The 14,298-nt window shown below is 40.8% G+C and carries 14 protein-coding genes; all 14 read right to left on the reverse strand.

The genetic code is table 11. The features are described from left to right. On the reverse strand, positions 1-1,045 hold a 1,045-nt coding region (locus O3602_RS00005), incomplete at its 3' end, for an ATP-binding cassette domain-containing protein (RefSeq protein WP_371610882.1). A 101-nt stretch (positions 1,046-1,146) separates the two neighbouring features. Further along, positions 1,147-1,485, reverse strand: coding sequence for an ATP cone domain-containing protein (locus tag O3602_RS00010; RefSeq protein ID WP_003001449.1), 339 nt, complete (start codon positions 1,483-1,485; stop codon positions 1,147-1,149). Positions 1,486-1,663: 178 nt separating this feature from the next. Further along, positions 1,664-2,599 carry a 4-hydroxy-tetrahydrodipicolinate synthase gene (dapA, locus tag O3602_RS00015; RefSeq protein WP_151379360.1) on the reverse strand — a complete coding sequence of 312 codons (936 nt, stop codon included), beginning with the start codon at positions 2,597-2,599 and terminating at the stop codon, positions 1,664-1,666. Positions 2,600-2,738: 139 nt separating this feature from the next. Next, positions 2,739-3,815, reverse strand: a complete 1,077-nt coding sequence (locus O3602_RS00020; protein WP_003001372.1) for an aspartate-semialdehyde dehydrogenase — start codon at positions 3,813-3,815, stop codon at positions 2,739-2,741. A gap of 145 nt (positions 3,816-3,960) precedes the next feature. Continuing rightward, on the reverse strand, positions 3,961-4,515 hold the full coding sequence (locus tag O3602_RS00025; RefSeq protein ID WP_151379361.1) for a LemA family protein: 555 nt from the start codon (positions 4,513-4,515) through the stop codon (positions 3,961-3,963). A 2-nt stretch (positions 4,516-4,517) separates the two neighbouring features. Further along, positions 4,518-5,519 (reverse strand): DUF3137 domain-containing protein, encoded by a 1,002-nt coding sequence (locus tag O3602_RS00030; RefSeq protein WP_151379362.1) that lies wholly within the window; start codon positions 5,517-5,519, stop codon positions 4,518-4,520. A 363-nt stretch (positions 5,520-5,882) separates the two neighbouring features. Then, positions 5,883-6,542, reverse strand: a complete 660-nt coding sequence (locus tag O3602_RS00035) for a DNA alkylation repair protein (protein WP_371610883.1) — start codon at positions 6,540-6,542, stop codon at positions 5,883-5,885. A 15-nt stretch (positions 6,543-6,557) separates the two neighbouring features. Further along, entirely contained in the window at positions 6,558-8,132 is a 1,575-nt protein-coding gene (gene cls, locus O3602_RS00040; RefSeq protein ID WP_371610884.1) for a cardiolipin synthase, read from the reverse strand. 105 nt (positions 8,133-8,237) lie between these two features. Then, on the reverse strand, positions 8,238-8,747 hold the full coding sequence (locus O3602_RS00045) for an N-acetyltransferase family protein (RefSeq protein ID WP_371610885.1): 510 nt from the start codon (positions 8,745-8,747) through the stop codon (positions 8,238-8,240). Between the two features lie 142 nt (positions 8,748-8,889). Further along, positions 8,890-10,668: an ABC transporter ATP-binding protein gene (locus O3602_RS00050; RefSeq protein ID WP_371610886.1), complete on the reverse strand. Its 1,779-nt coding sequence runs from the start codon at positions 10,666-10,668 to the stop codon at positions 8,890-8,892. Between the two features lie 13 nt (positions 10,669-10,681). Then, on the reverse strand, positions 10,682-12,418 hold the full coding sequence (locus tag O3602_RS00055) for an ABC transporter ATP-binding protein (RefSeq protein WP_371610887.1): 1,737 nt from the start codon (positions 12,416-12,418) through the stop codon (positions 10,682-10,684). 178 nt (positions 12,419-12,596) lie between these two features. Then, positions 12,597-13,046: a hypothetical protein gene (locus tag O3602_RS00060; protein WP_371610888.1), complete on the reverse strand. Its 450-nt coding sequence runs from the start codon at positions 13,044-13,046 to the stop codon at positions 12,597-12,599. A gap of 108 nt (positions 13,047-13,154) precedes the next feature. After that, positions 13,155-13,607 carry a hypothetical protein gene (locus tag O3602_RS00065; RefSeq protein ID WP_371610889.1) on the reverse strand — a complete coding sequence of 151 codons (453 nt, stop codon included), beginning with the start codon at positions 13,605-13,607 and terminating at the stop codon, positions 13,155-13,157. 147 nt (positions 13,608-13,754) lie between these two features. Further along, on the reverse strand, positions 13,755-14,198 hold the full coding sequence (locus O3602_RS00070) for a hypothetical protein (RefSeq protein WP_023918201.1): 444 nt from the start codon (positions 14,196-14,198) through the stop codon (positions 13,755-13,757). Between the last annotated feature and the right edge of the window lie 100 nt (positions 14,199-14,298).

Below are 14,298 nucleotides of genomic sequence, written 5' to 3' on the forward strand. Positions count from 1 at the left end.
TGACCATACTCCCATCGACACCAGAATCCGGCTCATCCATAAAGAGGATTTCAGGGCGCGTGATGTATTCCATAGCAATCGTGAGTTTTTTCTTTTGTCCGCCAGATAGAGAAGAACACTTGGATCCTTTGACAGATTCTAAGTCCAGTTTTCTCAGAACAGATAGCACTTCTTCTTTACGAAGTTCAGGATTGTCTGCTAATTCGGATGGACCGTAGAGCTTTGCTGCATCTTCGAGATTCATATAGACCGTGTCTTCCATGCGGTAATGCTCGTCAGGGGATTGAGGAGCCAGGGTGATGACACCTTGTTTTTTTCCATCATTTAACAGATCCACGCCATGAAAATAAGCACTGGTATTTGAATGAACAAGTCCTGTCACTGCTTCCATAAAGGTTGATTTTCCAGCACCAGAACCACCCAGAATTAAAATCATTTCCTTGGGTTTAAATTCAACCTGAATATCCTTGAGGATGGTCTTACGATTTAAGAGATTTCCGACCGTTACATCTTGAATAGCAATCGTTAGTGATGAATGGGAAAAATCATTGTGCTCCCTCGTTGAAACAGATGAATCTGCAGCTGCTGCCTGAAGATCCTGGTAAATGATCTGATCTCCTAATCGGACAACCAACTGATTTGATAAGACTGCACAATCAATCCTAGCAAGCGAGGACAGATCCATCGGAAATGCATCTTTTGCAATGGTCTTCCACTCTAGAGATTGCATTTCAACAATAATGAATTTTGAGCGAAAAACATGGCCGTCGGCGTCACAAAGGTGGATAATGGAACGATGATTTAATAAAGCTCGTTCATTTTTCGGATAGGTGACACCATCCACTTCGATTATCCCTGATAAACACTCAAGCAGCCATTGACCGTTTAGAAAATGGAAAACAGCCTCAGAGGGGGACTGAAAATCATCAGCCAGATGCAAATCTGCCTGACTTCCTTGAGAAACACCATCGACGCTCAATCCATCAAAAAGTGGAATAGCTGTAAAATCCTGATTGAGATAGGTATAGATGGTTGGGTTTTGCATACATGTAAACCTTTCGAAATAAACTAATTGGCTAGACAGTCAAAACCACCCTATAAGGGTGGTTCAAACACGATGGCGTTACCTCGTGAGCACTATCTAGCTTATCGAATTTGCTCAAAATGCAAATGCACGGCGATGTGATCACCATAACCACTCCGTTCCAAATCGCGTTGCAAGCGATAAGAAATGTAGTGTTCTGCAATGGTAATATAACCTGCTCCCAGCAAGCGTTGTTCCACTAATGATTGGATCATACTGATGGTTGCGCGTTCTACTTGAGCTTCATCTAAATCCATAGCAACTTTCTTGGTCACTTGAGCTAGGTTTTGTCGCAAATCATCTGTCAAAACATAGACAACTTGCGCAGCTTTCAAAATAGCTTGGTAAATTTTATCTGGGTTGAATTCAACCACTTCTCCACTACGTTTAATGACTTCCATCGGAGTCTCCTTTATGTTTAAATTTTCATGAATACTCCATTTCCATTATAAAGAAATGAAGACCTACTACTTTATTATATAATTTTTTTGTCAAGAATCAAAGCTCTTTCAAAAAATAGCTTCATTCATTGAGATGTTAATTTATTCATGTTCAAACAAAAAATTCTGCAATTAAACATTAATAATCCGGTCTTAAAACTCCCGTAATGATCTCTTTAGATGCATGGTAATCCCCATCTACTACAACCTTGATAATGCGCTTCGCTTCTTCTGCTGGTGCTGGCACCAATGGCAAACGAGTTGGCCCTGCTTCAAAGCCCATATAGTTCAAGACAGCTTTGACAGGAGCTGGACTTGGATATGAGAAGAGAGCGTTGACTTTAGGGATAAACTGACGTTGGATAGCCGCAGCCTTTTTAATATCGTTGTGTTCAATGGCTTGGAACATCTCATGCATTTCATCTCCATTTGTATGAGAAGCCACTGAGATCACTCCATCAGCCCCAAGGTTCATCGCGTGGAAAGCATCTCCATCTTCCCCTGTATAGATGAGAAATTCTTCTGGCTTGTGTTCAATCAAATAGGCCATATTAGCAAGGGTTGTACACTCTTTGACCCCGATGATATTTGGGTGCTCTGCCAAACGAAGCATGGTTTCAGGTGTCATTTCTACTACCACGCGCCCTGGAATATTGTAAATAATAATCGGAAGATTAGATGCATCCGCAATCGCTTTAAAGTGTTGATACATTCCTTCTTGGGATGGTTTATTGTAGTAAGGGACGATAGCCAATCCTGCTGCAAAGCCACCAAAAGCATCCACTTCTTTAACGAACTCAATCGAGTCGCGGGTTTCATTGGTTCCGACACCAGCGATCAAAGGGACCCGTCCATTGACAATCTTTTGAACGGCCGCAAAGAGTTGCAATTCCTCATCGTGGGTCAGAGTTGGACTTTCTGCAGTCGTTCCAGCTAAGAGAATCCCATCTGTATGATGTGCCAAGAGGTGCTCGATCAAGGCAGGAAGAGCGTCAAAATTAATGGTTCCATCTTCATGGAAGGGAGTGATAAATGCAGTGATGATTTTACAATCTTTCAAATCATTATAAGACATAGAAAAAACCTTTCTCTATATAAGAAAGAGGCTGGGGCCTGCTTGCCTTTGCCTCATGATCTGTTTATAAAACAAGTTGATTTGCTAGTTAGCTAAGGAGAAATCAAACTCTTCGAGTTACTGATTTCTGTTTTGCTCCCTATTTCAATTCAAACTTCAATTCAGCTGTTGGTCGTACGAGTCCACGTTCATGAAGGGTTTCTGCGATTTGGACTGAGTTCCAAGCAGCTCCTTTAAGAAGGTTATCTGAAACCACCCACATGTGAATTCCTTTTTCAGCATCCAAGTCTTTACGAATCCGTCCAACGAAAGTATCGCGTGAACCGACCGCATTAACGGCTTGTGGGTAGATTTGGTGAGCAACATCGTCTTCAAGGACTGCACCTGGGAAGGCAGCAATAGCAGCTTTCACTTCGTCAATTGGTGCCACTTCTTTTGTTTCAATGTAGACTGACTCTGAGTGAGCTGACAAGACTGGAATCCGCACACAAGTTGCTGAAACGGCAATGCTATCATCTTCCATGATTTTCTTGGTTTCATTCGTCATCTTCATTTCTTCGTAAGTATAGTCATTTTCTGTGAAGACGTCGATTTGTGGAAGAGCGTTGAAAGCAATTGGGTAATGTTTTTTATCACCACCGCATGGCAAGATTTCCGCTTGGACATCGCGTGGGTTGACACCATCATTCAAAACTTCCTTCAACTCACGTTGGGTTTCAAGAATAGCTCCCATACCAGCCCCTGATACAGCTTGGTAAGTAGACACGATGATACGGTCCAAGCCCCATTTTTGACGAACCGGCTCAAGAGCGACCATCATTTGGATGGTTGAACAGTTTGGACAAGAGATAATTCCGTTATGAGCATCAAGCGCATGTGCATTCACTTCAGGAACAACCAATGGGACATCCGGATTTTGACGGAAATATGAAGTGTTATCGACCACTACTGCGCCTGCTTTCACCGCATAAGGTGCATATTTGGCAGATGTTGAACCACCAGCTGAGAAAAGGGCAATATCAACCCCTTCAAAAGCATCTTCAGTCGTTTCTTCAATGGTCACGTCTTGCCCTTTAAATTGCAAAACTTTTCCTGCAGAACGTGCAGACGCAAGGTAGCGAATCTTATCGATTGGAAGAGTAGATTCTTCCAACATTTTGATCATTTGAGCACCAACGGCACCTGTAGCACCGACAACAGCAACTGTGTATCCCATAGTAAATCCTCTTTCAAAATTTTCTAAAAATTGAGTATTTGTACTATTATACAATTTTTTGTCATAAATGAAAAGTACCAACAGTAGGAAAAAATCCTGATTCTAAGACCAGGATTTTTGATGGTTAATTATAATAAATATCTATTTAGTCAAGGTCATAATTCAAATCACTTAAATCCTTCTTACCTTGAGTATCTTCCAATAGAAACTGGACCTGTTGCATCCCTTTGATACCCGCAACTACTGAAGTTGGGAAGGTTACAATGGCTTGGTTGATTTGGCTAATATTGCTATTGACAATGCGTTTAGAAGCTGCCAAATCTTCATTTTCGTCTGCAATTTCTTTTTGCAAGGCCAAGAATTGGTTAGAAGATAAGAGCTCCGGATAATTCTCACCCACTGCTCGGATTTGTGCCAAAACATCATTTTGATTGGCAATAACTTGATTGGATTCTTGGATAGAGGCACCTTGGCGAAGGGCTACCAATTCGCTAAAGACTTTCTCTTCATGTTTGGCATAAGCCTTAGCAACCTTCAACATTTCCGAAATGGTGTCGTAGCGTTTAACCAAGGTGATATCAACCGTCCTCTTTGATTCTTCAATCATGACCTGATAACGGTTCAAGCGATTGCTTTCTCCGATAAACCACATAACAACTACTAGTGCAAAAACAATAAGTGCAATAATGAAACCTGACATCGTCATTCTCCTTTAAAAATATTGGTTAATTCATCAATGATATCAATCTCCATACAGAGTTTTTGATACTCTGCAGCTAAGGAAAGATTCTCAACAGCTTGTTTCTTTCTTGGTGTTGGAAAAATATAGCGATTGGTATACAAGGAAATATAGAGACGATCCTCTACCAAGTAGACACACATCGCATTTTGAGCAATCTGCTTGTCGAACCAATCTAACACCTTAGGCTTCAAAAATTTTCGAGCAGCAAATTCATCCGTACAATAGATATTGTAATTCTCGTTGTTCTGGATATCTTCTGTTTCAATTTGTACCTCATTTTTTCCAGGACCTGGATAGGCTCCTTTGACTTCTCTTTTGAAAAAGAGGGATTTCTTGGTCGGAACTACCCGCATATGTCCTGGGAAGGGACTCGGAGCCTTTAGAGAAAAGAGTTGACCAACGAAATCCGTCACTTCTTCTTGGACGGTTCTGGTGTGTCCATTTGAGTCTGTTTCATACCTGGTCTCTGTATGGTGAGCATAAAGGTTGGCGACTGTGAGATTACTTTCATCATGGAAGGACAGTTGATTAAAGAGATTAAACTTGGTTGACCGAGGACTAACTACCTGTAAAGCATCCATAGCATAGTTAGCTGTCAAGGTTAACTCTGCTTGAGGAAAGACTTCTTTCAGAATAGGACAGAGAAAATCGTTAATATAAATTTCATCATTGGACCTAACATTATCCCCGAATAAAGCCTGCCTTTTTTTGTATTGAGGTAAATAATAGAAAACGAGAACAGGAAGAATGATAATAACTGCTCGCAATCTAAAAAGTAGGAAAGATAGTATAGCTAAAATAATACCAAGAATGGTGACGGCCCTCCAATGAAGATTGCTCTTCATCTGTTCCTTCATAAGAAACAGCCGGTCTTGATACTCTTTTGAATTTTCCAGCTCACTAATTCGCTGAAATTTTTCTTGCGACCATCTAGTCTTTGACTGGTTTTGTTCAACTTCCATAGACATCTCCTTTCCATGGGTGGTATGAAAGATAGGGCTATATCTTTTCACCTATTATACCACTGTGATAAAATTAGAGCAAACATACTATGGTAGTCTCTTCTTTTTTAGAAGGGTTTATTGGACAACAGATTAGATAACCAATCTAATCGAAAAGCTCCTCAGCTAAGGAACAAACAAAAAAATCCCCTACCAAATGGTAAGGGATTCGAGGCACCTTTCGATGAGAACAGCCGGTTCACACAACTGCTCAAGGTCCGCTCCTGCGTTACAATTGAATGTAGACCTCCTCAGCGCAAAAGGCTCCTAAGAGCCAATCGACTCATCGCATAAAACTAGTTTACCATGAACGGCCAAAAAATGTCAAGAGGGTAGGTACTTGCTTCCTTCTCGAATGCTCAAAGGAGACAACTGATCTCGATAGCGGTCAATAAAGGCCCCTACCCAATCCGGATTAACCTTGGAATAATTGCGTAAACTCCAGCCAATTGCCTTATTTATAAAGAACTCGCTTTGACCTAGATTATTGAGGATCACTTTTTCTAACAAATCCGTATCTGTTTTTTCTTTCATCATAAGCTGGTGGTCAATGGCAATCCGCATCAACCAAAAGTCCTGATCCTTACTCCAATCCAGCATAACCTGCTTAGTTTCTGGATAGTGCAAAGTAATCTCTCCGATGATAAGGTCCAATTGATCTATACTGTCCCACCATGATTTGGTTAGAGCCAATTCCTTTAGCTTTGGAAAATCTTCAGGTCTAAGCTCCTTCTTCTTTTTATCCAGATAATCCATAGCAATATATTGAAACTCTCGGTAAGGTTGCTGCCAACATTCTTCCACAAAAGTCCAATCAATTGTATCCTTTATGAAAGGTTTAAAAAATTCTCTTTCAATCTTTTTGAGAATTGGTTTTTGAACGCCAAGAAAGCTGAATTTATTTTTCATATAAGCTTCCATTGCTGGGACTTTCGCTAGATCAGCTTGGTCTTCTAACAATTTCAAAAGAATTTTTGTATCCATATGATTCCTCCTTTTTTACATCAAAGGCCCAATTAAAGAAAAGAGATAGCCACCCAGACGATGAGCCATAGGAATTTTAGATAAACTTTCTAGAGTGACTTCCTCTGAGAGCGCCTGGGTTCTCTCAAAATCTTGTTCAATATGAAGCACTTCCAGATTTTTGTAGAGAAAAACCCCATCTTCAAAATTTTGATAGAGACTTCGGTAGTCTGTATTAATGGTTCCTACCACAGCTTGTTGGCTATCAGAAACATAAACTTTAGCATGGACAAAGCCTGGGGTATAACGGAAAATACGGACGCCAGCATCCAAGAGGGATTTAAAATAGGTCGTCGCAATATCAAAGGCATACTGTTTATCTGGAATCCCTGGCATAATGATACGAACATCCACACCTCGTCTGGCCGCAAAGGTCATGGCTCGAACCAATTCATCATCCAAAATCAAATAAGGCGTCATGATATAGACATAATTAGTTGATGTATTCAGAAGATGTAAATAAACATTTTCTGCAACCTTGTGGTAGGTCAGTGGCGAATTGCCATAAGGGAGTACAAAGCCCTGGCCCTTTCTTTGCTGAGGTTTTTCTTGTAGATAGTGTTCCATATCCCTTTTATCTTCTATTCCAATCACTGTCCACATGGTCAAAAAGAGAGCTTTCAGTGTTTGAACTGCTGAACCATCTAAGCGAAGGGCCGTGTCCTTCCAATGACCAAAGCGTTCTCGTTTATTGACATACTCATCAGCGATATTAACGCCACCAGTATAAGCAACTTGACCATCAATTACTGTAATTTTTCGATGGTCTCGGTAATTGTAATAGGTTGATAGAATAGGCTTGACTGGTGAGAAGGTCTGAGCTTTTATCCCAGCCTTGTGCAAGCGCTCGATATAATCATAGGACAAGGTAGTCATCTCATTCATCCCATCAAACATGACACGAACGTCCAGACCTGCATTGGCCTTCTCCTCTAAAATGGCTAAAATCTCACCCCACATGATCCCTTCGTCAATGATGAAATATTCCATGAAGATATAACGCTCGGCCTTTTTCAAATCCTCCAACAAGGATGGAAGCATGTCATCTCCAAGCGGAAAATAGGTAACCTCTGTGTTGCTGTAGATAGGAAACTGGGCTGGACTATGCTCCAAAAAATAAGCTAATTTCTGTAATTGGCGATCACTTTGGGATAAATAATCAGCAACTTCTGGATCGGTACTTAGATAGTCAGATGCCTGCACTGTAGCATCCTCAAGCCGTTTCTTCAAGCGTCTTACACCCAAATCAGCTAACGAAAAATAGAGCAGAGCCGTCCCAAAAATTGGAAAGAGGGCAATGATAATTATCCAGGACAGTTTGGAACGAGAATCCATGGAACGATTGAGCAAGTAAAAGAAGGTAAAGACACTCAACAAGTGTTCCCATAAGATAATGGACGGGAAATGCTCTTGTAGGCTGAGATATGAAAAGACAAGAAAGGCCAATTCCAGTAAGAAGAACAGGAGAATGGGAACCTTTCGGTTAAGTAGAATTTTGGCCCATCTGGAGGGCTTTTGGGGTAACAGTCTAGCACTTTGTTCTTGAGTCATAAAAACCTCTTTCGTATAAAAACATCTTCTATGCTGAATAATTTATGGATTGTTTCAAGTGATATGGAGCGTTCATTTCATTTAGCTACTACTCCTTAACAGCTCTTACTTGATTTTTCTCACAGGCCCTTCGATCGTCTTTTGCATCCAGACGATATCATGCCATTTGTTAAACTTATAGCCAATCTTTGGGGAATGAGCCACTTGGACATAGCCTCGCTTTTCATGCATGGAAATGCTCGCTTCGTTCGGGACTGCGATACAGGCCAGAAAGCGTAAGTAGCCTCGTGCTTGCAACTCCTCTTCTAAGGCAGTATAAAGGTCCGATCCAACCCCTTGTCCACGCGCTTCTTTTGATACATAAATAGACAATTCAGTGGTCCAATCATAGGCAGCGCGTGCATAATAGGTGGAGGCATAGGCATACCCCACAACTTTCCCATCCACTTCTGCTACCAAATAAGGAAATTGGGGCAGCGTTTTTGTGATGCGGCTTTCAAATTCCTGGACAGTCGGCACATCAACCTCAAAGGTAATGGCTGTCTCTGTCACATAAGGTTGGTAAATCGCTCGGATAGCTGCTGCATCGCTGAGCTGAACGGGTCGAATCATCATGATGGCCTCCTAATTAGATTATACCTAGTATACCGATATGCCTTCTCACTGTCAATGAAGAGAGGCAATGATCTAATAGTTTCATTTTTTGCAAAAGGACTTATAGAAAATAGGTTGAGAAATCTATCTCAACCTATTTAGCTTATTCCGCTTTTTTATTTGAAAATTGGCTATTGTAGAGCTCATAGTAGAATCCTTTATCTGCTAACAAGGATTGGTGATTTCCTTGCTCGATGATTTGGCCATCTTTGAGGACAAGGATTTTATCTGCTTCTTGAATGGTAGACAAGCGGTGAGCAATGACAAAGCTAGTCCGCCCTTTCATCAAATTCTTCATGGCTTTTTGAATCAATAGCTCTAAACGCGTATCGACAGAAGACGTCGCTTCATCCAAAATCAAGATTTTAGGATCCGCTAGGAGTGCACGCGCAATGGTAAGGAGTTGCTTTTGCCCTAGAGAAATATTGCTAGACTCCTGGTTCATTTCCATATTGTAACCACCAGGAAGCGTCCGGATAAAGTGATCGACATTGGCCGCCTTTGCGGCTTCAACAATTTCTTCATCCGTTGCCTCGAGATTACCAAAGCGAAGGTTTTCTTTGATGGTTCCTTCATATAACCAAGCATCCTGAAGCACCATTCCGAATTGTTTACGGTAATCTTGGCGAGATAGATGACGAATATCATGACCATCCACCGTAATCGATCCTGCAGTCACATCGTAAAAGCGCATGAGCAAATTAATCAGGGTTGTTTTCCCTGCTCCGGTTGGTCCGACAATGGCCACCATTTCACCTGGTTTGACTTCTAGTTTGAAATCACGAATCAAGGGTTTGTCCGCTACATATTGGAAATCCACGTTTTTAAAGCTGACTTGCCCTGTCAAATCTCCAGAGAGGGTTTCTGTCACATCTGCTACTTCATCTGGTTCATCCATGACTTGGAAAATCCGGTCTAGAGACGATTTGGCACTTTGTAGCTGACCTGCCAATTGGGTCAAGTTTTGAATGGGTTGGTTGATCTGCCAAACATATTGAACGAAGGCCTGCATATTCCCCACAGTCAAACGACCTGCCAACACTTGCAAACCACCCATCAAAGCGATAATGAGATAAGTTAAATCTGAAATCCCATTTAAAATCGGCATCATTAAGCCAGAAATGAAATTAGCCTTGAATCCTACTTTTTGAAGGTGATGGGTAATATCATGAAACTCTTCCTGAGAAGATTTTTCCCGAACATACAGTTTGAGGACATTAAAGCCTGTTAAATTTTCTTGCACAAAGCCGTTCATTGCTCCCAAAACATCTGCCTGCTCTTTAAAGTAAGGCTGAGATTTTTTCATGATAAATCGAGCACTGAAATAAGTGATCGGAATGGACAAGATGACCACTAGCCCCAGCTGGATGTTTAAGTACAAGACCATGCTGATGACAAAGAGCAAGGTAAAGATAGCATTAACGATTTGTAAGAAGGACTGTTGCAAGGCATTCGAGACGGTTTCGACATCGCTAGTAAAACGTCCTAGCAAATCTCCAAACTGATGCCGGTCAAAATAAGAAACGGGAATGTGGTTGATTTTATGAGACAAATCATTTCGCATGTCCTGAACGGTCTTTTGAACAGCATTAGTCATGAAATAGTTGGAATAATAAGATCCCAACTCATAGAGGACCCCACGGAATAGATAGAGCGTCATAATGATCGCGATATAGGAGGTGTTAAGACCAGCTCCCGCAAGGCCTTTTGCCATATCCATGAGATTTTTTGTCAACTCAGTAATCGCAAGCCCCAAAACAAAGGGTTCGACAACACTCATGACGACACTCAGAATTTTTAAGAAAATGGACAAGCAAACTTCCAATCGATAGGCTCTCAAATAAGTCCATAGTCTACTAAAACTGTTTTGTTCTTGTTTCATCTGCTTCTCCTTTCTATTCTTCTGTTAATGACGGACTATCGAGCTGCGAATTGGCAATTTCACGATAGATCTCATTGCTTTCCATCAATTCATCGTGGGTTCCTCGACCGACGATTTCCCCTTGGTCCAAGACAATAATTTGATCCGCATCCATAATGGTTCCCACGCGTTGCGCTACGATTAAGACGGTCGCATCTCCTGTGACTTCTTTGAGACGCTTCCGCAAAGTGGCATCCGTCTTGTAGTCTAGGGCTGAGAAGGAATCATCAAAGATAAAAATAACAGGATCTTTGACAACGGCACGAGCGATGGACAAGCGTTGTTTTTGGCCACCTGAAAGGTTGCTACCACCTTCTGCCAAATGCGTGTCAAAGCGTTCCTCGCGACTGTCAATAAATTCTTTGGCTTGGGAAATTTCAGCCGCTTGTTCTAGCTCTTGTACAGATGCATCTTCTTTCCCATAACGAAGGTTTTCAGCAATGGTTCCTGTAAAGAGCAAAGCCTTTTGCGGAATAAAACCAATCTTTTGGCGAAGGGCTTTCAGATTGTAATCTCGGACATCCACACCATCGACCAAAATTTTTCCTAAGGTGACATCATAGAATCGAGGAATCAACTGCACAAGCGAAGATTTCCCAGAACCAGTCGAGCCGATAAAGGCAATCGTTTCACCAGGTTTGGCTTGAAAGGAAATGTTGTGAAGAACCGGACTTTCTGTCTCACCTGGATAAGCAAAGGTGACATTGTCAAATTCCAAATAGCCACGAGACGCTGTTTCTGTTACACCATTCTCATTTGGATCAATCGAAATGGGCATGTCCATGATTTCCTTGAGACGACGGCTAGAAACCGCAGTCCGAGGATACATAGTAAAGAGATTGGCTAAAAAGAGGAAAGATAAGAGCGCGTGGAAGCTATACTCAATAAAGGCAACCAGATCCCCAATTTTCAAACTACCGTCATGAAGAGGATCCAAGGCAAACCAGACAATCGCCACAATCATAGCTATGATGATCTGCACAAATAGGGGTTCTGTCAAACCAGTTAGTTTGAACAATTTATTCGAGTTTTCTGCGTAGACTTCATTTTCAGCCGCAAATTTATCCTCTTGGAATTCTTCACGGGCAAAGGCACGAATCACACGAAGTCCAGTCAAATTTTCACGCGCAAATTGATTGAGATGGTCGAGGGTCTTTTGTTGTTTATCAGAAAGAGGACGTGTCTTAACTGCCACATACCAGACGACGACCGCAAGAAATGGTACAGAAACCGCTACAATCCACGCTAAAGAAGGACTGGTTGTCAAAATCAAGAGAACACTGGAAACCATCATCAAGGGTGTGATGACCCCCATCTTCAACATAGAATCCGCAAACTGCATCAAAACAAAGGCATCCGAAGTCAAGCGAGTGACCAATGACGATACCCCAATTTGCTCATACTCGCGATGCGAGTACTCCTGTAACTTAGCATAGAGGTCATTGCGCATATCGCGGACCATGGTGGTCGTTAGCTGACCAACCGCGTAAGACAAGATAATCCGCCCCACAATCCCAAGCAAAATAATCGCAAACATGACCCAGCCCCAGAAATACAGCCGGTCCACATCACGCGGGTTAATCCCTTCATCAATCATGCGAGCTAGAACCGTTGGCAAGCCCAAATTGACAATAACAAACAGGACCGCCGAAAATAGATTCAGGGCTAGCCACTTGGGATACTTTTTCAAGTAAGACCAAATATAAAGCATAGATGATTCTCCTTTTCCATAAATAATAACCTTGATCACACAGAAAAGAGGGAGCGAGACGAAATCATTTTCAAAGAAAATCATTCCTGCCCCAGTCCCATCTGTAGTCTCATTCATTATACCAAACTAGGCATAAAAGTAAAGCAAAAGAGCAGGTTTCCCCCGCTCTTCACTTGCATTATTTCGTGCGTTTGAGTTTAGCGTTTTTAAGAATCATAAGATCCCCTTGGTTGCTATTACTTAACTTAGAAATATCAAATGTCAAATAGTCACCATCGACCTTGTATGTAATCTTTTCTCCTCTACCATCATTTGACGAGATTGTTTTCTCTTTTTGATTGATTTTGACATCATAAGATCGCTCATTCTTTTGACCAGCGACTTCACCCGCGATGCTGAGGGTTCCTTTAGAATTTTTGATCTTAATAGAAACTTCAAAATTAATAACGTCTCCAATAGACTCTAATTGACTACCTGATAAGCCTTGATCTTCAAGAATTTTCTTGAGTTCAGTTTTTGATGGTTTGTAGACATAAGTCCCATTATCACTTTTGGCACCACATGCCACCAAGAGGACTGCTGCAAAAACTGCAACGAAAGCTAAAAGAATACGTTTAATATTTTTCATAATCAATCTCCTAATGTATTTTATAATCAGATTTTACCACTATTTTAATACCGATTCAAGATGTTTTAAAGAAGAAAAAGAGCAGATACTCTCTGCCCTTCTCTTGTATTATTTTGTACGTTTGAATTTAGCGTTTTTGAACATTTCCAAAGCGGCTTCATGACCTGAACTCTTTTCACCAGATAAATCAAAAGTGAACACATCGCCTGAAACTTTGTATTTAACCTTTTCACCTTTACCTGTTTTAGATTGAAGAGTTTTCTTTTGTTGGTCAACTTTCATATCAAATGATTGGTCTGTTTTTTGTCCCATCATTTCACCTTTAATTTTAAGGCTACCTGTTTTATCTTTAATGGTCACTGAAACTTCCAATTTAACATTGTCGATCAATGCATCTACACTTGAACTTGGAGCACCTTGTTCTTCAAGGATTTCCTTCACTTCAGTTTTTGATGGTTTGTAGACATAAGTCCCGTTATCACTTTTGGCACCACATGCCACCAAGAGGACGGCTGCAAAAACAGCTACTACAGCCAAAAGAATACGTTTAAAGTTTTTCATAACTTCTCCTTTTTAGTTAGATTCACCCTATTATATCAACAATTCAGGCACACGGCAATGAACGTTTATAAATGTCATATCCTTGTAATATTTCTTGTATCAACAAAGAAATATTACAAGGCGGAATTTAAATCCCGCCATGATTGCTTATTTAACTTTTTTGAACTTAGCAATTTTCATGTAGTTATTAAACATGTCTGTGTCACCCATCAAAGAATTCTTCACATCCTTAATCGTTAACACATTTCCTGAAACTTGATAAGTAATTTCCGCTTTCCCATACTCATTTTCTGAGACAAGAGTTTTAGCTTTTTGGTCTACTTCCAAATCAATCACTTGATTTACATTTTGACCACCTGCATTGGTGTCTACTTTCATCTCACCTTTCTTATCATTGATTGTAATCGAAATAGTGAATGAGTAATTATCACCTATCAAAGATTGAAATTCACTTGGCATAATATCTTTGATCTCATCCTTAGTAGGCTCAAACACGTAAGTCCCATTATCGCTTTTAGCGCCACAAGCTACCAAAAGGACGGCTGCAAAGACAGCTACAACAGCTAACAAAAGACGTTTAAAATTTTTCATCATCTTCTCCTTTATGATATGATTTATAGCCATTATAGCAACAAATTAGCAACATCTCAAGGGAACATAGCAAATGTAAAATCATTGTAACATCATTAAA

Source organism: Streptococcus sp. 27098_8_186, from assembly GCF_041432055.1.
GTDB classification, from domain to species: domain Bacteria; phylum Bacillota; class Bacilli; order Lactobacillales; family Streptococcaceae; genus Streptococcus; species Streptococcus dentalis.

Coding starts and splice junctions, on each gene's coding strand:
- O3602_RS00010 (WP_003001449.1), bottom strand. CDS start 1,485: ATGGAAGTCATTAAACGTAGTGGAGAAGTGGTTGAATTCAACCCAGAT.
- dapA (WP_151379360.1), bottom strand. CDS start 2,599: ATGTCTTATAATGATTTGAAAGATTGTAAAATCATCACTGCATTTATC.
- O3602_RS00020 (WP_003001372.1), bottom strand. CDS start 3,815: ATGGGATACACAGTTGCTGTTGTCGGTGCTACAGGTGCCGTTGGTGCT.
- O3602_RS00025 (WP_151379361.1), bottom strand. CDS start 4,515: ATGTCAGGTTTCATTATTGCACTTATTGTTTTTGCACTAGTAGTTGTT.
- O3602_RS00030 (WP_151379362.1), bottom strand. CDS start 5,519: ATGGAAGTTGAACAAAACCAGTCAAAGACTAGATGGTCGCAAGAAAAA.
- O3602_RS00035 (WP_371610883.1), bottom strand. CDS start 6,542: ATGGATACAAAAATTCTTTTGAAATTGTTAGAAGACCAAGCTGATCTA.
- cls (WP_371610884.1), bottom strand. CDS start 8,132: ATGACTCAAGAACAAAGTGCTAGACTGTTACCCCAAAAGCCCTCCAGA.
- O3602_RS00045 (WP_371610885.1), bottom strand. CDS start 8,747: ATGATGATTCGACCCGTTCAGCTCAGCGATGCAGCAGCTATCCGAGCG.
- O3602_RS00050 (WP_371610886.1), bottom strand. CDS start 10,668: ATGAAACAAGAACAAAACAGTTTTAGTAGACTATGGACTTATTTGAGA.
- O3602_RS00055 (WP_371610887.1), bottom strand. CDS start 12,418: ATGCTTTATATTTGGTCTTACTTGAAAAAGTATCCCAAGTGGCTAGCC.
- O3602_RS00060 (WP_371610888.1), bottom strand. CDS start 13,046: ATGAAAAATATTAAACGTATTCTTTTAGCTTTCGTTGCAGTTTTTGCA.
- O3602_RS00065 (WP_371610889.1), bottom strand. CDS start 13,607: ATGAAAAACTTTAAACGTATTCTTTTGGCTGTAGTAGCTGTTTTTGCA.
- O3602_RS00070 (WP_023918201.1), bottom strand. CDS start 14,198: ATGAAAAATTTTAAACGTCTTTTGTTAGCTGTTGTAGCTGTCTTTGCA.